The organism is Sphingomonas pollutisoli (assembly GCF_029167165.1).
Taxonomy (GTDB): domain Bacteria; phylum Pseudomonadota; class Alphaproteobacteria; order Sphingomonadales; family Sphingomonadaceae; genus Sphingomonas; species Sphingomonas pollutisoli.
In genome coordinates this window covers 78,099-95,695 of record NZ_JARFNJ010000007.1, presented here as the reverse complement: position 1 = coordinate 95,695, position 17,597 = coordinate 78,099, and the positions used below count along the sequence as shown (strand labels likewise).

The following is a 17,597-nucleotide window of genomic DNA, read 5'->3' as shown; positions in this document are numbered from 1 at the left end:
TCAACTGCCGCGATAGGTCGAATAGCTATAGGGCGAGACGAGCAGTGGCACATGATAATGGCCGCCCGCAGCGACGCCGAAGTCGATCGCGATCACGTCGAGGAACGGCGGATCGGCAAGCGTCACCCCCTGCCCCCGGAAATAGGCGGCGGTCGCAAATTCGAGACGGTAGCGGCCGGCATCGACGGCGGGGAGGCCGGGGCAGCGGCCATCGGCGTTGGTTTCGCCGGTGAACAGCACGCCGCCGCCCGCGCCGAGCAGCCGCAGCGCGACGCCGGCGGCGGGGCGACCGTGCGCGGTATCGAGCACGTGCGTCGACAGGCTGGTCATGCGGTGGGCCTTTCGGGCGGCCATTCGCCGAGGAACTCGGCTTCCTCATAAGCGATCAGATCGGCGACGAGTTGCTCCCGATCATCGAGGAACAGTTGATCGGCGACCCCCTTCACCACGCGCGGCAGCGCGGTCTGGAGGCCCGAGAGCGCGGATGCGGACAGACCTAGGCTGATGAGCGCGGAATAGTTGAACGCGAACAGGCCGTGGAGCGCGTCGGCATCGGCGGCGTCGCGCGGCAGCAGTTCGAAGCCGGGCCCGAGATAGGGATGCGCGTCGATCAGCGCGTTCTCGGCACCCGGCGCGGGCGCGAAGCGATCCGCCCAGCGCGCGATCTTGTCCGCCACCAGCCGCAGTTCGGGGCGCAGGCCGGGATCGCTGACGAGACCGGTCGAGAGCACGACGAAATCGAAATCGTGGCTGCCGTGCGGCGTCGTCACGCGGACCACGCCGCCTTCCTCCGCCACCGACAGCCACGGCGCGCCGAGATGGAGTTCGAAACCCGGCCATGCGGCGGCCCGCGTGAACGTGTCGTTGGTCGGCGGCTGGTTATGCCCGAGGAAGCTCGCCATCACCGCATATTTCTCGGCGTCCGAAAGCGCCGGATAGCGGCCGGTGAAGCCCACCCGCTCCATGAAGCGGATCGGGTTGATCCGCGGCAGCGCCCCGCGCCGGATGAACACATGCGCTGCGGCCACGCCCATCGTCAGCGCGGCATTGGCATTGTCGAACGCCGATGCGCCGCCGCCGAGGATGCCGATGCGCTTGCCGGCGAGCGCGGCGTAATCGATCGGCTCGCTGGTGTGCGCGTAGCGGCCGCGCGGCAGGGCGTCGCGGATCATCGCGGGCGTGTGCCATTCGCCGCCACCCTGGATGCCGGTCGCCAGCACGACCTTCCTTGTGAGGAGCGGCGCGCCTTCGGCGAGGTGGAGGCGGTGCAATCCGCCGCCGAGCGGCTCGATCGTCGCGAGCCGGCACGCGTTGCGCACCGGCAGCGCGAGCACGCGGCGATACCAGCGCAGATACGCCATCCAGTCGCCACGCGCGATCTTGTCGACCGCCGCCCAGCCCGCCGCGCCGTGCTGCGCCTCCCACCATGCCCGGTAGGTGAGCGCGGGCACGCCGAAGTCGATCGGGTTGAGCCCCTTGGGGGTACGCAGCGTCAGCATCCGCGCATAGGTTTCCCACGGGCCTTCGAGGCCGGGCGGATTCTCGTCGAGCACGAGGATGTTCGAGACCCGCTCGCGCAACAGCCCGAATGCGGCGGCAAGCCCGCTCTGGCCGCCGCCGACGATCACCACGTCATAGACATGGCCGTCGGGATGCGTGCGCGGGCGCGTCCAGTCGGCGCCGCCGTGGCCGATGAGCGCGAGCTGGCGCGCGAGATCGGCCTCGAGCGCGGCGAGGGTCACGCTTCGTCTTCCATCCGCAGCAGCACGATCTTGCCGATCTCGGCGATGGCGGTGGCGATTTCGGTCTCGCGATCATGCGCGAGCCGGCGCTCCATCGCGGCGAGGATGCCGGCCTTGTCGGTCAGCCGCACGCAGATCACGAAGGGGAAGTCGAATTTCTCGCGATAGGCGGCGTTGAGCGCGTGGAAAAGCTCGAACTCGCCGGGCGTGAGCCGGTCGAGCCCCGCCGACGCCTGCTCGGCCGCCGAAGCCTCGCTCAGCGTGCCGTCGATCGCGGTCCTGCCGGCAAGCTCGGGGTGCGCGCGGATCAGCGCCACCTTCTCGGCTCGGGTGGCATCGTACACCACTTCCATCAGGTCATGGTAGCGGTTGCCGGTCGAGGGCCGCGCATCGGCGCGCGCCTCCACCCAAGGGCTATGTTCGAAGAGCGGCTCATGATGGGTGCTCAATGTGTGCTCCCCTCCAGGCTGACATGCGCCGAAACGACCTTCCAGCCATCGGCGAACTTGACCCACGCCTGCGTCTGGCGACCGCGCCGGTCGCTGTTCTCGCGGAAGAATTCGGCGTCGGCGGTGGCGAAGCTGTCGCCATAGACGGTGATCGCGACCCGCCCGAGCCTGCGCTGCGGCGAGCCGCCCCGGCCTTTGCGGAATTCGCGGATCTCGTCGATGCCGTACAGCACCTCGCCGACACCATAGCGGTTGGTGGTCGGCGCGTCGTGGAACAGTGCGTCCATCGTCGGCACGTCGTCGGCCATCAGCGCGCGTTCATAGGCGTGGAACGCTTCGGTCACTTCGGCGAGCAGAGCCGGATCATCGATTTTCATACGGGTGAACCTCCAGCCAGTGACGGGCGATGTCGATGCGGCGCGCGACCCAGGCGTCGCCGCTCGCGAGGACATGATCGAGGAAGCGCGCCAGCGCCCGCGCGCGGCCCGGCCGCCCGGCGACGCGCGCATGCAGCCCGACCGACATCATCCGCCCACCTTCCTCACGAAGCTGGTCGAACGTGTCGCGCAAATAGCGGAAGAACTGCTCGCCCTCGGTGAAGCCGTTCAAGGCGACGATCTTCATGTCGTTGACGTCGAGCGTATAGGGCACGATCAGTTGCGGCGCGCCGAAGCGGGTGTCGTAATAGGGCAGGTCGTCGGCGTAGCTGTCGGCATCATAGACGAAGCCGCCTTCCTCGACGATCAGCCGCGCGGTGTTGGGCGAAGTGCGGCCCTGATACCAACCGAGAGGGCGGCTGCCGGTCAGCCGCGTATGCAGCGCGATCGCCTCGGCGATGTGGGCGCGTTCGGTGGCTTCGGGCACGTCCTGATAATCGATCCAGCGCAGCCCGTGGCTGGCGATTTCCCAATCCGCAGCTAGCATCGCTTCGATGGCCTGTGGGTTCATCTCCAGCGCCTTGGCGACGCCGAACACGGTGACGGGCAGGTTGCGCGCGGTGAACAGCCGGTGCAGCCGCCAGAACCCGGCGCGGCTGCCATATTCGTAGAGGCTCTCCATCGCCATCGCGCGCGCGGGGTGGCTGGCCGCACCGACCATTTCGGAGAGGAATTTCTCGGATCCAGCATCGCCGTTGAGCACGCTGTTCTCGGCGCCCTCCTCGTAATTGACGACGAACTGGACGGCGACGCGCGCGCCGCCGGGCCAGCGCGGATCGGGCGGGGTGGCGCCATAGCCGATCAGATCGCGCGGGGCGGTCATGCCCCGCCCGCCCGCATCCGTTCGGGCCGAGCGCAGTCGAGGCCCCGATGTGGCGTATGTCCCTCGACTTCGCTCGGGACGAACGGACGTAGCGCCCTCACGCCTCCCAAGCCTCAAGCGCTGCCGTCACCGCCGCCCCCGCCGGCAGCACGAACCCCTCCGCGCGCAGGCACGCCTCGAGCGCGCCCAAGGTAATCAGCACCTTATGCTTCATCGCATTGTAGCCCATCGCACCGATCCGCCAGATTCGGCCGGCTAGCGGGCCGAAGGCGGTGCCGATCTCGATCTCGAAATGGTCGCGCATCGCCGCGCGGACGCGTTCGCCGTCAACGCTCTCGGGGATGTAGACGCCCGTCACGTTGGTCATGCGGAAGCGGTCGTCGCCGAACACGGTGAGCCCCATCGCGCGCAGCCCCGCCGTCACCGCCCGGCCCGCAGCGGCGTGGCGGGCATAGCGCGCCTCGAGCCCCTCGCCGAGCGCAACGCGCGCGCATTCGCGTGCCGCATACAGCATCGAGGTCGCCTCGGTGTGGTGGTTGAGCCGCTTTTCGGACCAGTAATCCATAATCATCGCGAGATCGAAATAGTTCGAGCCGATGCGCGGACCGTTGCCATCCACCATATCCGCCGCGCGAATGCCCGCCTCGGTATGGCGGCGCGCGAAGATGTGCTCGGCGGCGGCATCGGAGATCGTGATCGGCGCCGAGCCGGACGGGCCGCCGAGGCATTTCTGCAAACCGCCGGTGACGATATCCGCCCCCCAGTGATCGGTGGCGATCGCCATCCCGCCGAGCGTCGCGGTGGCGTCGACATAGAGCAGCGCCCCCGCCGCGTGGCACAGCGCGCCCAGCCCATCGAGCGGTTGCGCCATCGTGGTCGAGGTGTCGCCGTGGACGGTCGCGACCAGTTTCGGCGCGGTGCGCGCGATCGCGGCGGCGATCGCGTCGAGCGGAACGGTCTCACCCCAGGGTGCATCGACCGTCTCGATGCGTGCGCCGATGCGGCCGAGGATCTCCTGGAGCAGCAGCCCGAACCGGCCGAAATCGACCACGAGCACGGTATCGCCCGGCGCGACGAGGCTGACCAGCGCCGCCTCGATCCCCGCGCGCGCGGTGCCGTCGATCAGCATCGTCCAGCGGTTCTGCGTCCCGAAGATCGGGCGATAGAGCGCCATCACCTGGTTCATATAGCCGGTCATCTCGGGATCGAACTGGCCGAGCAGATCCGCCGACATCGCGCGCAGCACGCGCGGATGCGCGTTGACCGGGCCAGGCCCCATCAGCAGCCGCTGCGGCGGGTCGATCTCGCCGAACAGGAGGGGGTCGAGGGTCACGCGGCATCTCCGAGGCGTTCGATGAAGCCGAGCATCACCCGCAACGCGATCTCGGCGTCGGCGGGGTCGACATGCTCGGCGGGGTTGTGGCTGATGCCGCCCCTGCAACGGACGAACAGCATCGCGGTCGGGCACAGCGCCGCCATCACCATCGCGTCATGCCCCGCACCCGAGACGAGCCGGCGCATCGGCTGGCCGGCAGCGGCGGTGGCCGCATCGAGCAGGTCCATCAACGCGGGATCGCACGGACTGGCGGGGAGATCGTGGATATGATCGACGTCGAAGTCGAGGCCGCGTGCATCCGCGATGGCGGCGATCGCATCCAGAATCGCTTCGGCGGCGCGGTCCCGCCGCGCGGGATCGCCTGAGCGGATATCGATCGTGAAGCGCACCGTGCCCGGGATCACGTTGGCGGCGCCGGGCAGCGCCTCGATCCTGCCCACGGTCGCGACGAGATCGGAGGCGTCGGCGCGGGCGATGCGCTCGATCGCGAGCATCATTTCGGCCGCACCGGCGAGCGCGTCGCGGCGCAGCGGCATCGACGCCGTGCCGGCGTGGCCGGCGACGCCGATCACGCTCGCCTGCAAACGAAGCTGCGCGGCGATGCCGGTGACCGTGCCGACCGCGAGCCCCTCGGCTTCGAGGACCGGGCCTTGCTCGATATGGGCTTCGAGATAGGCGAGCGCTTCCGGGATGCGTGCCTCTCCGAACGCCGTCACCCCAGCGGAAGCTGGGGTCTTTTGCGGCGCGGACGCGCCCTCCCCCGGGAGACCCCAGCTTGCGCTGGGGTGACGGTTTGCGGCGAGGGCATCCTCGTCCCCGTTCGTGCTGAGCGAAGTCGAAGCACGGGCCGCGAGCGCTGCGCCTGGGATCTGTGCTTCGACTTCGCTCAGCACGAACGGCGGGAGGGTGGCCAGCGCCTCGGCCAGCGTCACTCCATCCGCATCCGCCACCTCCAGCGCGGCCACATCCAGCGTCCCCGCCACCGCCCGGCTGGTCAGCATCGCGGCGGGGAAGCGCGAGCCTTCCTCGTCACCGAACGCGATCACCTCGATCGGGAAGCGCATGCGTCGCCCGGCGGCGTGCAGCGCCGCGACCGCCTCGATCCCCAGCAGGATGCCGAGCGGCCCGTCGTAGCGCCCGCCATCGCGCACGCTGTCGAGGTGGCTGCCGATCAGCAACGCCGGCGCCTGCACGTCGGTGCCCGCATAGTGGCCGATCAGATTGGCGGCGGGGTCGCGGCGCACCGTCATGCCAGCGTCCGCCATCCAGCCGGCGAGTGCGTCCTGCGCGGCGGCGTAAGCGGGCGTCAGATAGCCGCGATACAGCCCGTCCGGCATGTCGCTGTATGGTGCGCCCCCCAGCGCGTCGCAGCGCGCCACCGCGCGTGCGCCGCCTACCATGCCACCACCCCGCCGTCGCTGCGCGGATCGGTCGCACCCTCGAGCGCGCCGTCGCCGTGGCGGACGATCGCGCCGGCATGGCCCATCATCGCGGTCAGCGCGCCGACGCGCTCGACATCGTGCCCCGCCGCCGCGAGCGCCGCGTAGAGCGTGTCGTCGAAACCGTCTTCCAGCTTGAGCGTGGTCGATTGCTCGCCCCAGGTGCGCCCGAGCAGCCAGCGCGGGGCGCGGATCGCGGCCTGCACATCCACACCGTAGCGTGCATAGCGCGTGAACAGCGCGGCCTGGGTCTGCGGCTGGCCCTCGCCGCCCATGGTGCCATAGGCCATCACCCGGCCATCGTCGAAGCGCGCGAGTGCCGGGTTGAGCGTGTGGAACGGCTTGCGGCCGGGCTTCAATGCGTTCCAGCCACCCTCGGCAAGCCGGAACGAACTGCCGCGATTCTGCCAGGTGATGCCGGTCTGCGGCAGCACCAGCCCCGATCCGAACTCGAAATAGGTCGATTGGATGCAACTCACCACGCGCCCCTCGGCATCGGCGGCGCCGAACCAGCAGGTATCGCCCCACTGCGGCGGCTGCGGCCATGACAGCGCATGCGCGGGGTCGATATCGGCGGCCAGCGCGTCGAGCGCGTCGGCGTCGTCCAGCAGCGCCTGCGGCTCGCCCTGCATCCAGTCGGGATCGCCGCAATGCTGGTCGCGCCATCGGAACGCCCGCTTGGTCGCCTCGACCAGCGCGTGAACATGGTCGAACCCGTCGGCCTCGGTCGCCTCCAGCCGGTCGAACAGCGCGAGGATCAGCAGCGAGGCGATCCCCTGCGTCGGCGGCGCGGTGTTGTAGAGCGTCGCGCCGGCGATCTTCACCGACAGCGGCGCGGGGGCCGTCGCACGGTGCGCCGCCAGATCGGCGCGCGACACCGGGCTGCCGAGCGCGGCGAGATCGTCGGCGATCCGCTCGGCAAGCGCGCCATGGTAGAAGTCGTCGAGGCCATCCGCCGCCAGCGTGCGCAGTGTCTCGGCGAGCAGCGGCTGGGTGAAGATATCGCCTTGGGCGAGCGGGCGCCCCGCGGGCTCGAACACGCTGGCATAGGCGCCGGGCTGGGCGCGCAGTTCGGCACCCTTGGCGGCGGCAATGGCGGCACCGCCCGCCGTCACCGCGACGCCCGCCTCGGCATGGCCGATCGCGTCGCGCAGCAGCCGCGCGAGCGGCAGCGTGCCGCCGCTCGCCGCCAGCGCCGCTGCCCAGCCCGAGACCGTGCCCGCCACGGTGTTCGCCGCGAGGCCCCCACGCGTCGGCACCGCCGCCAGTCCGGCATAGAGCGACAGATCGGCGCGCGCCGCCGCCGCGCCGCAGCCATGCACCGTATGGACGCAGCCACCCGGTTCGGCGATCAGCCAGAAGCCGTCACCGCCGAGTCCGGTCATGTGCGGATAGACCACCGCCAGGCAGGCCGCGACCGCGACGCACGCCTCGACCGCGCTGCCGCCGTCGCGCAGCACCGCCACCCCCGCCTCGGCGGCGAGATGGTGTGGCGCGGTGACGACGCCGCGCGTGCCGGTGACGGTCGTGAGGCTCATGCCCCCGCGCTCATCCACACGAACCGCACCACGAACAGCGCGGCGAGCACGAACAGGAACCAGTCGCTCCGCCGGATCGTGCCGCGCAGCAGCTTCAGCGCGGCGTGCGCGGTGATCCCGAAGGCAAGCCCGTTGGCGATCGAGAAGGTGAGCGGGATCATCGCCACGGTCAGGAACGCCGGGATCGCCGAGAGCGGGTCTTCCCACTCGACCTCGGTCAGCGGCAGCAGCATCAGCCCGCCGACGATGATGAGCGCGGGCGCGGTCGCCGCGAGCGGCACGATCTGCGCGTAGGGCGCGACGAACATCGTCGCGAAGAACAACAGCCCGGTAACGACCGCCGTCAAGCCGGTGCGCCCGCCCGCCTGCACCCCCGCCGCGCTCTCGACATAGGAGGTGACGGTGCTGGTTCCCGCCATCGATCCGACGATCGTCGCAGTCGCGTCGGCGATGAGGATGCGGTTGAGGCCGGGGATGCGCCCGGCGGCATCCATCAGCCCGGCGCGCTTGGTGACGGCGACGAGCGTGCCGATATTGTCGAACAGATCGACGAACAGGAACACGAACACGATCTCGAACACCCCGCCCGAGAGCTTGAAAACGCCGGGCAGATCGAGCTTGAACGCGGTGCCGGTCAGCGCCGACAGGCTGTACGGATCGGGCTTGAACGCGACCAGCCCGGCCAGCCAGCCGAGGATCGTCGTGCCGACGATGCCGATCAGCATCGCGCCGCGCACCCCCCATACGCTGAGCGCGCCGATCAGCAGCAGCCCGAACAGCGCCACCGCCGCAGCCGGCTCGCGCAGGTTGCCGAGCGCGACGAAGGTCGCCGGATTGGCGACGACGATGCCGGCGTCCTTCAGCCCGATGAAGCCGATGAACAGACCGATGCCACCCGCGACGGCGGCGAACAGATAGGTCGGGATCACCGCGACGATCAACTGGCGGACCCCGGTCAGCGTCAGCACCAGGAAACAGACGCCCGAGATGAACACGCAGCCGAGCGCGACCGGCCAGGGCACGTGCATCTGCTGGACGACGGTGAAACTGAAATAGGCGTTGAGCCCCATGCCCGGCGCGAGCCCGAGCGGGGTGTTGGCGACCAGCCCCATCAGGATCGAGGCGAAGGCGGCGGCGAAACACGTCGCCGCCGCGACCGAGGCGACCGGCATGCCCGCAAGACCGAGGATCGCCGGGTTGACCAGCACGATATAGGCCATTGTCAGGAAGGTGGTGAACCCGGCCAGCACCTCGGTGCGCACCGTCGTGCCGCGCTGCGCGAGCGCGAAATAGCGCTCGAGCGGGCCCGCCGATGCCGGCGCCGCCGCCTGTGGTTCGCTCATGCCAATTCCCCCTGCAACACCCCCGTCGGCGCCGAAACACCGACCACCCCTTGCGCCTCCAGCCGCGCGGCGAAGCGGAACAGCGTCCGCTCGCTGCCGGCGCGGCCGATCACCTGCAACCCGAGCGGCAGCCGCCCCGGCCGCAGCAGCGGCACCGCCAGCGACGGCAGGCCGAGGAAGCTGATCGGCTGGCTGTGAATGCCGAGATCGGCGCGCGCCGGACTGAGCGCGCCGTCGATCAGGATGCGCGGATCGGCGATCGGCGGCGCGACGCACGGCGTGGCGGGCGCGAGCAGCACGTCATACGGCGCGATCAGATCGGCGATGCGCTGCTTGAACGCGGCGCGGAACGCCTGCGCTTCGTCATACAGCGCTTTCGGAAGCAGCGCGCCCGCGATCAGCCGGTCGCGGACTTGCGGATCGAACGCCATCGCATGTTCGGCGAGCGCGGCGCGGTGGAGCCTGCCGCCCTCATACGCGGTGATGACGAACGCCGCCGAGCGCGCGCGGGCGATGTCGGGAAGCTCGACCACCGGCGCATCGGGCGCGATTGCGGCCATCGCGGCGAGCTGGTCGGGATCGACATTCTCGCGGAAACGCCCGCCGAGCAGCGCGATGCGGAGCGGTTCGTCGGTCGGCTCTGCGGTGGTTCCGCTCAGCACGTCCCAGACCAGGCGCATATCGGCGACCGAGACTGTGAACGGCCCAATATCGTCGAAACTCTCCGCGAACGGGAACACCCCCGCCATCGGCAGCGCATCATGCGTGGCCTTGATGCCGTACACGCCGGTCAGGCTGGCGGGGACGCGGATCGAGCCGTTGGTGTCCGATCCGAGCGCGAACGGCAGCAGCCCGGCCGCGACCACCGCCGCCGATCCGCCCGACGAGCCGCCTGCCAGCCGGGCGGGATCGTGCGGGTTGCGCGTGGTGCCATAGGCCGCGTTGATCGTCGCGAAGCCATAGGCGAATTCGTCCATGTTGAGCGTGGCGACCAGCACCGCGCCGGCTTCACGCAGGCGCCTGATCGCTTCGGCGTCGTCGCGCGCCGGTGCGGCATCGGCGTAGAGCGTCGAGCCGGCGGTGGTGGGCAGACGCGCCACGTCGAACAGATCCTTGACGCCATAGGGCACCCCCGCGAGCGGCCCCGGATCGCGCCCGGCGGCGATCTGCGCATCGACCGCCGCCGCTTCGGCACGCGCACGATCGGCGAGAATACGCGTGACGGCGACGAACCCCTCCCGGCCAAGCGCGCCGAGGCATGCCTCGACGACCGCCGATGCGGTGAGTCGCCCGGCGCGGACATCGGCCGCGATGTCGATCGCCTGCCTCATGGTTGCGCGCCGCGCAGCGTCGCCGCATGCCGATCGAGCAAGGCGAGGTTGGCGGTCACGCCGGGCAGGCATGCCTCGGGGATCGCCAGCCCGGCCGCCTGCGCCGCCGCCGCGATCTCGGCCTCGCTGCGGGGGATCGCCACTGCGGCCTCGCGCGCCTCGGCGGCGCTGCGGAACCGCCCGGCCAGCGCCGCGCAGACGAACAACTGCAACTGGTGGAAGATCATCAGCGGCAGCACGATCATCCCGACATGCGCCGGCGCGAACAACGCGCCCGCCATCGGCACGCCCGAGGCAAGGCTCTTCTTCGATCCGCAAAACAGCAGTACGATGAAATCCTCGCGCGACAGTCCCGCGATGCGCGCGGCCAGCACGTTCACGCCCATCACCGCCCCAAGCAGTACCGCACTTAACCCGAGCAGTTCGGCAAGATCGGCGACGTTCACCTGGGTCCAGATGCCGTTCACCACCGCCGCGCTGAACGCCGAATAGACGACGAGCAGGATCGACCCGCGATCGACCGGTTGCAGCACCGTCTTGTTGCGATCGACGAACCCGCCGATCACCGGGCGCAGCAGATGCCCTGCGACGAACGGCAGCAGCAATTGCACCGCGATCGTCCAGATCGAATGCCACGACGACACCGCACCCGTGCCATCGACCTGCATGAACAGCGCGACCAGCAGCGGGGTCAAGAAGATGCCGAGCAGATTGGACAACGACGCGCTGCACACCGCGGCGGCGACATTGCCACGCGCGATCGCGGTGAACGCGATCGAGGATTGGACGGTGGATGGCAGCAACGTCAGGAAAAGCAGCCCGGACAACAGCAGCGGATTGCCCCAGCCGTGCAACAGCGCGACCAGCGCCAACCCGAGCAGCGGGAACAGCAGATAGGTCGAGGCGAGCACCAACGCGTGCAGCTTGAGATTGCCGATCCCCTGCACGATCGCCGCGCGCGACAGCTTGGCACCATGCAGGAAGAACAGCAGCGCGATCGCGAGATCGGCGGCGAGATCGACCCAGCCCGCCGCCGCGCCGCGCACCGGCACCAGCGACGCCGCCACCACCACCGCGATCAGCAGCAGCAGAAACCGATCGATCGACACTAACAGCTTGAACGCGCGCCCCATCATCGCGCTATGCCCGCTCCCGCCCTACCGATCCAACACAATGACGGACACGGATCGTTGCAAAAAAGCGTGCAGCCCGCTCCGACATCCAGGCGCCTCTTCAAACCCGTTCGCACTGAGCGTCACGTTCGCTACACGCGTCGCCACGCCCGGAAGGAACGGCAGGACGCTAGGCGAAGCGATGCGACGTCCAGGTTATCAGCACCGACACCGCCATCACACCCAGATCGACCGCAGCCTGAATGCGGTGCGGCGCGAGGTCTGCGGGATCGTGGAGCAGAACGCGAAGATCGGCCGACGGATGCCGCGCGACCGCGACCGCCACCAGCGCCAGGGCAACGAAAACAGCGATCCGTCGATTGCGCATGGCCTCATCTCCTGCGGCGCGTTTATCGTAAACGCCGCCGGGCGACAAGCATGGCTCAGGCCGCGAAGCGGCGGAGCGCGGGGGCGCCCCGCACCCGGTCGCGGCCAGCCTTCTTCGCCTCGAACAGCGCGGTGTCGGCGCAGCGGTACAGCGCCTTCCAGTCCGCCTCGCGCGCCAGCGGGCCGCAGCACTGGCCGATGCTCGCCGTCACCGTGATGTCGAAGGGCATGCGGGCATGCCGCAGCCGGTCGAGAATGTCCTCGGCGAGCGCCTCATCCGGGTCTGCGATCACCACCGCGAATTCCTCGCCGCCGAGCCGCGCGGCCAGGGCGCCGGCGGGCAGCGCCTGACGCAAGGTGCGCGCGAAGATGCGCAGCACCTCGTCGCCGCCGTCGTGGCCGATCGTCTCATTGACGTGCTTGAAATGGTCGAGATCGACGAGCAGCAAGGTGAAATCGCCCTCGTGCCCCACCGCGCCCCGCAGGAAGGCGCGGCGGTTGAGCAGGCCGGTGAGCGAGTCGGTATCGGCGAGCAGCCGCGCGGCGATCTCCTGCTCGCGCGCCTCGTCGCGCTCGCGGGTGAGGAGCAGCACGCGGTGGCCGATCGCGAGACTCGACAGCAGCGCTTCCACCGTCATCGAGATGACGGAACTGTTGTCGATCCAGAAATGATATGGCCAGCCGAACAGGCCCGACGCCGTGCGCACCGCCGCGAACGCGATCGGCAGCGACCAGGCGATCGTGAAGAACGGCAGGAAGGCGCTGTTCCGACGCCAGGCGTTGACGAGGATCGGCACGATCGAGCCGAGCAGGAACAGGAAGCCGATCCCATAGATCGTGTCGAACAGGCGCAACCCGATCGGCGCGAACAGCGCGATCGCGATCGCCGGGACGCCGACCGACACTGCGGCCGCGACGCAGACCCGCCTGAGCCAAAGCGTCATCACCCGCTGTTCGAAGAAGTTGCGCAGGAACGCGAGCGCGGACACCGCCACCAGCGCGAGCAGCACATAGTTGATCCGCATCCGCGCCGTGTTGGCGATATCGGGCAGCAGCCACGCGAGCGTGCCCGACGAACTCAGATCATAGGCGAGCAGCGCGACCATCATCAGGCAGTAGAACGGCATGAAGCGGTGGCGCAGCGCATAGGCCAGCCCGAGATTGAACAGCAGCAGCGCCGCGCACGCCCCGCCGACCCCGGCATATAACGCGGCGAGGTGGGTATCGGATCGCGTCACCTCCCCGCCCGTCGCGAGCGTCGGCGCGAGCAGGATGCTGCGCAGGTTGGCAGCGCCTTCGACATGCCAGAGCAGGCGCACCAGCGGCGCCGACCGACGCGGCAACCAGCGCTGGAAGATCGCGCCGAGCCTTAGGTGGCGCGAGACCGCGACATCGTCACTGCGGATCGAGACGATCGTGCCATCGGCATACAGCGCGTGAATGGTCATCGCGCGCTGCCACACGCTCGACGAGCGCACCGCCAGCCGGCTTTCGGCGGCGGGCAGGTCCAGCGGCTGGCTGAGCAGCCAGAAGTCGCCGCCGCCGAACCGCGCTTGCGGCGTCGCGCAATCGAACCGTCCGGCCGCGTGGAACAGTTTCGCCGCGCTCAGCCCCGGCGCGTCGCGCAGCACGCAGGTCCGGATCGGGATGCCGACCGGCCCGACCTGCGCGTTCGCCGCGCCCGCGCACAGCGACACCAGCATCGCGAGGAGCCAGGCAAGACAGCGAAGGGGCGAGCGCGACCGCATTGCGCAACCGCATTAGCCGATTATGGACAATAATCGGTAAATTTTTGCGCGTGAGGGAACCGGAACGGGTCGGCTACGTTTTGTCGCGCTTACGTCGTCCCCAGCCAGTCGCGTAGCGCGGCGTTGACCGGCGCCGCCGCAGCCCAGGGGGTGAAGTGGCCCGCATCGAGTTTGACCAGCGTCAGATCGGTGACGAGCGCGTCCAGCCCTTCGATCTGCGCCGGCAGCAGATACCGGTCGCGCATCCCCCAGATCACCAATGTCGGCTGGGTCACGACCGGCGCGGGCGACAGCGCCATGCCTGCGCGCGGCGCGGCGCGATACCAGTTGAGCATCGCCGTCATCGCGCCCGGCTGGCTCCATTCCTCGAGATGCGCGGCGCGATCGCCCCCCACCGCCAGCGCCGCCAGCCGCTGCACGGCGCGGTTGCCGAACGTCGCCGCGAGCAGCCGCGACCGGTCGATCCGGGTGCCGCGAATGAAGCCGATATAGCCGCTCGCACGCCGCTGCGCGGCGTCGTCGCGCAGGGTCTGCTGGAAGCGATAGGGGTGCGGCGCGTTGAGAATCACCAGCCGCCCGACGCGGTCGGGCCGCGTCATCGCCGCGCCCCAGGCGATCGCGCCGCCCCAATCGTGGCCGATCAGCGTGAAGCGCTCGCGCCCGAAATGATCGGCCAGCGCGAACACGTCGGCCATGATCTTGTCCGGCGCATAGTCCGCCACCTCCGCTGGTTTGGACGAGCGCGCATAGCCGCGCTGGTCCGGCGCGATCACGAAATGGCCACGCGCGAGTTCGGGGATCTGATGCCGCCAGGTGCGGTGCGATTCGGGAAAGCCGTGGAGCAGGATAATGGCGGGATGCGCGGGATCCCCTGCCACCGCGACATCGAGCTCGACACCGGTGGCGAGGGATGCGCGGATCACGGGTAGCTGACCGTGAGCGGCACCTCGGGAAGCGGGATCCACTCCTTGTCGTCGCCCGGCACCTTGGGGAATTGCTGCGCCTTCCATGCGCGCTTGGCATCGTTGATGCGCTCGCGGCGCGACGAGACGAAGTTCCAGAACACATGGCGCGGCGTGGCGAAGGCTTCGCCGCCCGCCAGCATCACGCGCCCCCCGCGTTCCGAGCGCAAGGTCGGCGTCGTGCCGGGGCGCAGCACGTAGAGCGTCATCGGTTCGAGCGTCATCCCGTCGAGCGTCGCCTCGCCGAGCGCCACGTACAGCGCGCGTTCGTCGGCCGACGCGTCGATCGGGATGCTGCCGCCCGCGCCCAGCGCGATGTCGGCATAGATCGTCTGCGCATAGGTCGTGGTCGGCGCGCTCGCCCCCCACAGATCGCCCATGATGATCCGCGCCCGCGCCCCACCGTCCTCGAACACCGGCAGCGTGGCCTCGGGCACATGCTCGAACGCGGGGTCCATCTCCTCGTCCTTCTCGGGCAGGGCGAGCCAGGTCTGGATGCCCGACAGGTCGGGGCCGCCCGCGCGCTCGTCGGCGGGCGAGCGCTCGGAATGGACGATGCCGTGGCCCGCCGTCATCAGGTTGACCGCGCCCGGCTCGATCCGCGCGTCGCTGCCGATCGAATCGCGATGCTCGATCGCGCCGGCGAACAGATAGGTGACGGTGGCGAGGTTGATGTGCGGGTGCGGCCGCACGTCGATGCCCTGCCCCGCCGGCAGATGCGCCGGCCCCATCTGATCGAAGAAGATGAACGGCCCGACCATCGTGCGCGGCTTGGCGGGCAAGGTACGGTGGACCTTGAAGCCGCCGAGATCGTGCGTCGTCGGCAGCAGCGTCTGGATGATGAGATCGTCGGTCATAGGGCCTCTCGCGTCGCGATCATGTCGAGCAGATCCTCGGGGAAGATCGGCTCGTGGAAGGTGGCGATGTCCTCGCGCGCGAACCAGCGCCATTCGCGCATCACGCGCTGTTCGAGCGGGGTGTGGCCGCTGGTGTCGACCTCGACCGCGCCGGCGTCGATACGGAAATAGCGTTCGTCGGCGATGACGGGAACGCCTTCCAGCGTGACGAACTCGACGACGCGGCGCGCCACCTCCTCGCCGGGATCGGCGACGATGCCGGTTTCCTCGAACAATTCGCGCCGCGCCGCAGCTTCATAGCTCTCGCCGGGGTCGACCGCGCCGCCCGGGGTGCACCAGAACGGCGGCCGGTCGGCGGGATCGAAGCGGAACAGCAGGATACGCCCCGCACCATCGAGCAGCAGGATGCGCGCGGCCGGGCGCGGCACGCGTGCCGTCATGCTGCGTCCAGTTCGGGATAGTGGCGGAAGATGCCTTGCGTGTTGAACGCGATCCGGCGCTTGCTGGCCAGATACGCCTTGATGCCGTCCAGCCCGGCGACGCGGTCGTGCAGCGCGATCAGCTTCGGGTAATCGCCTTCGATCGCCGCCATCCGCTGCGGCAACATGTAGCGCAGCCCGGCGACGATCTGGAACAGCGAGGTGTCGCCGTGGCTCCACGTCTCCCCCATCAGCCAGTCGCCCGGATTGGCGCCGAGCGCGGCTTCGAAATAGCCGAGGAACTTGGGCATGCGTCCGCCACGGAACTGGGCGGCGGCGCGCGCCGCCTCGGGCTTCTGATCCTCGTAATAATCCATCATCGCGACCGGATGGTGGACGTTATGCACCTCCGCGACGAGATCGGCGATGGTGAGCTGGATGCCGTTCAGCCACTGCCGGTCCGCCAGCGCCAGCGGCGCGATGCCGTGCGCCTGGCCGAGATAGGCGAGGATGTTGGCGACGTGCGAAACGATGCCGTCAGGAGTTTCCAGATAGGGCGGCGCGAAGGCGCCGCGCCCGCCGGCCCGGCCGTCGAGGTCCGCGATCAGCGCCTCGGCGCCCTGCTCGCGCGCGCAATCCTCATACGCGATGCCGCCCGCTTCCAATGCGAGCCGCACGAACTCGCCGCGCCCCTGTATGCCAGGCCAGTACCACAGCCGATAGGTCATCTCACTCTCCCGGGGCGCGCGCCCGGATCGCGAGCGCATGAATCCGCGCGGCGAGCAGATCGGCGAGCGCGGTGTTGACGAGCCGCTGGCGTTGAACGCGCGAGACGCCGGTAAAGGCCGCGCTCTCGACGATCACGGTGAAATGCGATTCGCCCGAACGGTCGTCCCCCATATGCCCGGCGTGGTGGTGGCTGTCGTTGATGACCTCGAGATGCGACGGCGCGAGCGCGGCGGTGAGACGGGCGGCGATCTGATCCGCGACGGGAGTGGTGGCGAGCGTGTTCATCGACCCTATATACGCCGTTTCGCCAATTCAGGGAGCCGGCGTGGCACGCCAGACCGAAAAGAAAGATCGTCCCAATGTCCGCTTCCACGGTCGCGTCGAGGGGAGCGGCCGGGTGTGCGACGAACCCGGCTGCGACCTGCCCGGAGAGTTCCGCGCGCCGGCGGACGGCCCGAGCAACGATTTCGAGGGACCGCGCCCGTACCGCTGGTTCTGCCTCGATCATGTCCGCGCGTTCAACGCCCGCTACAATTTCTTCGCGGGTATGAGCGCTGACGAAATCCACGATGCCCAACGCCCGTTCTCGGGCTGGGAGCGCGAGACGCGCGCGTTCACCGGCAATGGCGGCGCAGACCGCCCGCCGCGCTGGGCCGATTTCGCCGACCCGCTCGACGCGATCGGCGCGCGCTTTCGCGGCGCGACGGCGGCGGCGGCGGCGCGCAAGGACGGCCGCCCGCTGTCGGACGGGGACCGGCGCGCGCTGAAGGTGCTCGACCTGCCGACCGACGTTGACCGGCGCGGCTTGCGCCAGCGCTATGCCGAACTGGTGCGGCGCTATCACCCCGATCGCAACGGCGGCGACCGCAGCTTCGAGACAAAGCTGCAGGACGTGATCGCCGCCTATACCCAGCTCAAAAGCGCAGCGGCGTTTGCCTGAAGCCG

General features: G+C 69.6%; 19 protein-coding genes. 1 reads left to right on the top strand and 18 read right to left on the bottom strand.

The window, feature by feature from the left end; all coding sequences use genetic code 11:
• From uraH to PX554_RS16210, 18 genes are all read right to left on the bottom strand, one after another.
• The gene (uraH, locus tag PX554_RS16295; protein ID WP_275503494.1) at positions 1 to 330 is read right to left on the bottom strand and encodes a hydroxyisourate hydrolase; all 330 of its coding nucleotides are present in this window, start codon (positions 328 to 330) and stop codon (positions 1 to 3) included.
• Positions 327 to 1,742: an FAD/NAD(P)-binding protein gene (locus tag PX554_RS16290; RefSeq protein ID WP_275503492.1), complete on the bottom strand. Its 1,416-nt coding sequence runs from the start codon at positions 1,740 to 1,742 to the stop codon at positions 327 to 329. Before PX554_RS16290 ends, uraH begins: the two co-directional genes overlap by 4 nt.
• On the bottom strand, positions 1,739 to 2,191 hold the full coding sequence (gene uraD / locus PX554_RS16285) for a 2-oxo-4-hydroxy-4-carboxy-5-ureidoimidazoline decarboxylase (RefSeq protein WP_093224379.1): 453 nt from the start codon (positions 2,189 to 2,191) through the stop codon (positions 1,739 to 1,741). Before uraD ends, PX554_RS16290 begins: the two co-directional genes overlap by 4 nt.
• Entirely contained in the window at positions 2,188 to 2,568 is a 381-nt protein-coding gene (hpxZ, locus tag PX554_RS16280) for an oxalurate catabolism protein HpxZ (RefSeq protein WP_275503488.1), read from the bottom strand. Before hpxZ ends, uraD begins: the two co-directional genes overlap by 4 nt.
• A complete protein-coding gene (gene puuE, locus PX554_RS16275; RefSeq protein ID WP_275503487.1) occupies positions 2,555 to 3,451 on the bottom strand; it encodes an allantoinase PuuE in 897 nt (298 codons plus the stop codon). The genes hpxZ and puuE overlap by 14 nt, the downstream gene beginning before the upstream one ends.
• A gap of 97 nt (positions 3,452 to 3,548) precedes the next feature.
• Entirely contained in the window at positions 3,549 to 4,730 is a 1,182-nt protein-coding gene (locus PX554_RS16270) for a pyridoxal-phosphate-dependent aminotransferase family protein (protein WP_275503837.1), read from the bottom strand.
• A 50-nt stretch (positions 4,731 to 4,780) separates the two neighbouring features.
• Positions 4,781 to 6,187: a Zn-dependent hydrolase gene (locus PX554_RS16265; protein WP_275503482.1), complete on the bottom strand. Its 1,407-nt coding sequence runs from the start codon at positions 6,185 to 6,187 to the stop codon at positions 4,781 to 4,783.
• Positions 6,181 to 7,764: a gamma-glutamyltransferase family protein gene (locus tag PX554_RS16260; protein ID WP_275503479.1), complete on the bottom strand. Its 1,584-nt coding sequence runs from the start codon at positions 7,762 to 7,764 to the stop codon at positions 6,181 to 6,183. Before PX554_RS16260 ends, PX554_RS16265 begins: the two co-directional genes overlap by 7 nt.
• Positions 7,761 to 9,107: an NCS2 family permease gene (locus PX554_RS16255; protein ID WP_275503477.1), complete on the bottom strand. Its 1,347-nt coding sequence runs from the start codon at positions 9,105 to 9,107 to the stop codon at positions 7,761 to 7,763. The genes PX554_RS16260 and PX554_RS16255 overlap by 4 nt, the downstream gene beginning before the upstream one ends.
• Positions 9,104 to 10,438, bottom strand: a complete 1,335-nt coding sequence (locus PX554_RS16250) for an AtzE family amidohydrolase (RefSeq protein WP_275503475.1) — start codon at positions 10,436 to 10,438, stop codon at positions 9,104 to 9,106. Before PX554_RS16250 ends, PX554_RS16255 begins: the two co-directional genes overlap by 4 nt.
• The gene (locus tag PX554_RS16245) at positions 10,435 to 11,571 is read right to left on the bottom strand and encodes a bile acid:sodium symporter family protein (RefSeq protein ID WP_275503473.1); all 1,137 of its coding nucleotides are present in this window, start codon (positions 11,569 to 11,571) and stop codon (positions 10,435 to 10,437) included. The genes PX554_RS16250 and PX554_RS16245 overlap by 4 nt, the downstream gene beginning before the upstream one ends.
• Positions 11,572 to 11,740: 169 nt before the next feature.
• Entirely contained in the window at positions 11,741 to 11,938 is a 198-nt protein-coding gene (locus PX554_RS16240; protein WP_275503469.1) for a hypothetical protein, read from the bottom strand.
• Positions 11,939 to 11,993: 55 nt separating this feature from the next.
• A complete protein-coding gene (locus PX554_RS16235) occupies positions 11,994 to 13,640 on the bottom strand; it encodes a GGDEF domain-containing protein (protein ID WP_275503468.1) in 1,647 nt (548 codons plus the stop codon).
• Between the two features lie 134 nt (positions 13,641 to 13,774).
• Positions 13,775 to 14,608: an alpha/beta fold hydrolase gene (locus tag PX554_RS16230; RefSeq protein ID WP_275503465.1), complete on the bottom strand. Its 834-nt coding sequence runs from the start codon at positions 14,606 to 14,608 to the stop codon at positions 13,775 to 13,777.
• On the bottom strand, positions 14,605 to 15,504 hold the full coding sequence (locus tag PX554_RS16225; RefSeq protein ID WP_093224362.1) for a pirin family protein: 900 nt from the start codon (positions 15,502 to 15,504) through the stop codon (positions 14,605 to 14,607). Before PX554_RS16225 ends, PX554_RS16230 begins: the two co-directional genes overlap by 4 nt.
• The gene (locus PX554_RS16220; protein ID WP_093224361.1) at positions 15,501 to 15,944 is read right to left on the bottom strand and encodes an NUDIX hydrolase; all 444 of its coding nucleotides are present in this window, start codon (positions 15,942 to 15,944) and stop codon (positions 15,501 to 15,503) included. The genes PX554_RS16225 and PX554_RS16220 overlap by 4 nt, the downstream gene beginning before the upstream one ends.
• Positions 15,941 to 16,651, bottom strand: a complete 711-nt coding sequence (locus PX554_RS16215; protein ID WP_093224359.1) for a glutathione S-transferase — start codon at positions 16,649 to 16,651, stop codon at positions 15,941 to 15,943. Before PX554_RS16215 ends, PX554_RS16220 begins: the two co-directional genes overlap by 4 nt.
• A 1-nt stretch (position 16,652) precedes the next feature.
• Entirely contained in the window at positions 16,653 to 16,937 is a 285-nt protein-coding gene (locus tag PX554_RS16210; RefSeq protein ID WP_093224358.1) for a BolA family protein, read from the bottom strand.
• Positions 16,938 to 16,977: 40 nt separating this feature from the next.
• Here PX554_RS16210 and PX554_RS16205 point away from each other — a divergent pair, with 40 nt between their 5' ends.
• The gene (locus PX554_RS16205; protein WP_093224356.1) at positions 16,978 to 17,592 is read left to right on the top strand and encodes a J domain-containing protein; all 615 of its coding nucleotides are present in this window, start codon (positions 16,978 to 16,980) and stop codon (positions 17,590 to 17,592) included.
• The last annotated feature ends 5 nt before the right edge of the window (positions 17,593 to 17,597 follow it).

Excerpts from the sequence above, each read along its gene's own strand:
- PX554_RS16265 (WP_275503482.1), bottom strand. The coding sequence starts at position 6,187 with ATGGTAGGCGGCGCACGCGCGGTGGCGCGCTGCGACGCGCTGGGGGGC.
- PX554_RS16270 (WP_275503837.1), bottom strand. The coding sequence starts at position 4,730 with ATGGGGCCTGGCCCGGTCAACGCGCATCCGCGCGTGCTGCGCGCGATG.
- PX554_RS16235 (WP_275503468.1), bottom strand. The coding sequence starts at position 13,640 with ATGCTGGTGTCGCTGTGCGCGGGCGCGGCGAACGCGCAGGTCGGGCCG.
- PX554_RS16240 (WP_275503469.1), bottom strand. The coding sequence starts at position 11,938 with ATGCGCAATCGACGGATCGCTGTTTTCGTTGCCCTGGCGCTGGTGGCG.
- PX554_RS16260 (WP_275503479.1), bottom strand. The coding sequence starts at position 7,764 with ATGAGCCTCACGACCGTCACCGGCACGCGCGGCGTCGTCACCGCGCCA.
- PX554_RS16210 (WP_093224358.1), bottom strand. The coding sequence starts at position 16,937 with ATGAACACGCTCGCCACCACTCCCGTCGCGGATCAGATCGCCGCCCGT.
- PX554_RS16220 (WP_093224361.1), bottom strand. The coding sequence starts at position 15,944 with ATGACGGCACGCGTGCCGCGCCCGGCCGCGCGCATCCTGCTGCTCGAT.
- puuE (WP_275503487.1), bottom strand. The coding sequence starts at position 3,451 with ATGACCGCCCCGCGCGATCTGATCGGCTATGGCGCCACCCCGCCCGAT.
- PX554_RS16250 (WP_275503475.1), bottom strand. The coding sequence starts at position 10,438 with ATGAGGCAGGCGATCGACATCGCGGCCGATGTCCGCGCCGGGCGACTC.
- PX554_RS16215 (WP_093224359.1), bottom strand. The coding sequence starts at position 16,651 with ATGACCTATCGGCTGTGGTACTGGCCTGGCATACAGGGGCGCGGCGAG.
- PX554_RS16245 (WP_275503473.1), bottom strand. The coding sequence starts at position 11,571 with ATGGGGCGCGCGTTCAAGCTGTTAGTGTCGATCGATCGGTTTCTGCTG.
- uraH (WP_275503494.1), bottom strand. The coding sequence starts at position 330 with ATGACCAGCCTGTCGACGCACGTGCTCGATACCGCGCACGGTCGCCCC.
- PX554_RS16225 (WP_093224362.1), bottom strand. The coding sequence starts at position 15,504 with ATGACCGACGATCTCATCATCCAGACGCTGCTGCCGACGACGCACGAT.
- PX554_RS16255 (WP_275503477.1), bottom strand. The coding sequence starts at position 9,107 with ATGAGCGAACCACAGGCGGCGGCGCCGGCATCGGCGGGCCCGCTCGAG.
- hpxZ (WP_275503488.1), bottom strand. The coding sequence starts at position 2,568 with ATGAAAATCGATGATCCGGCTCTGCTCGCCGAAGTGACCGAAGCGTTC.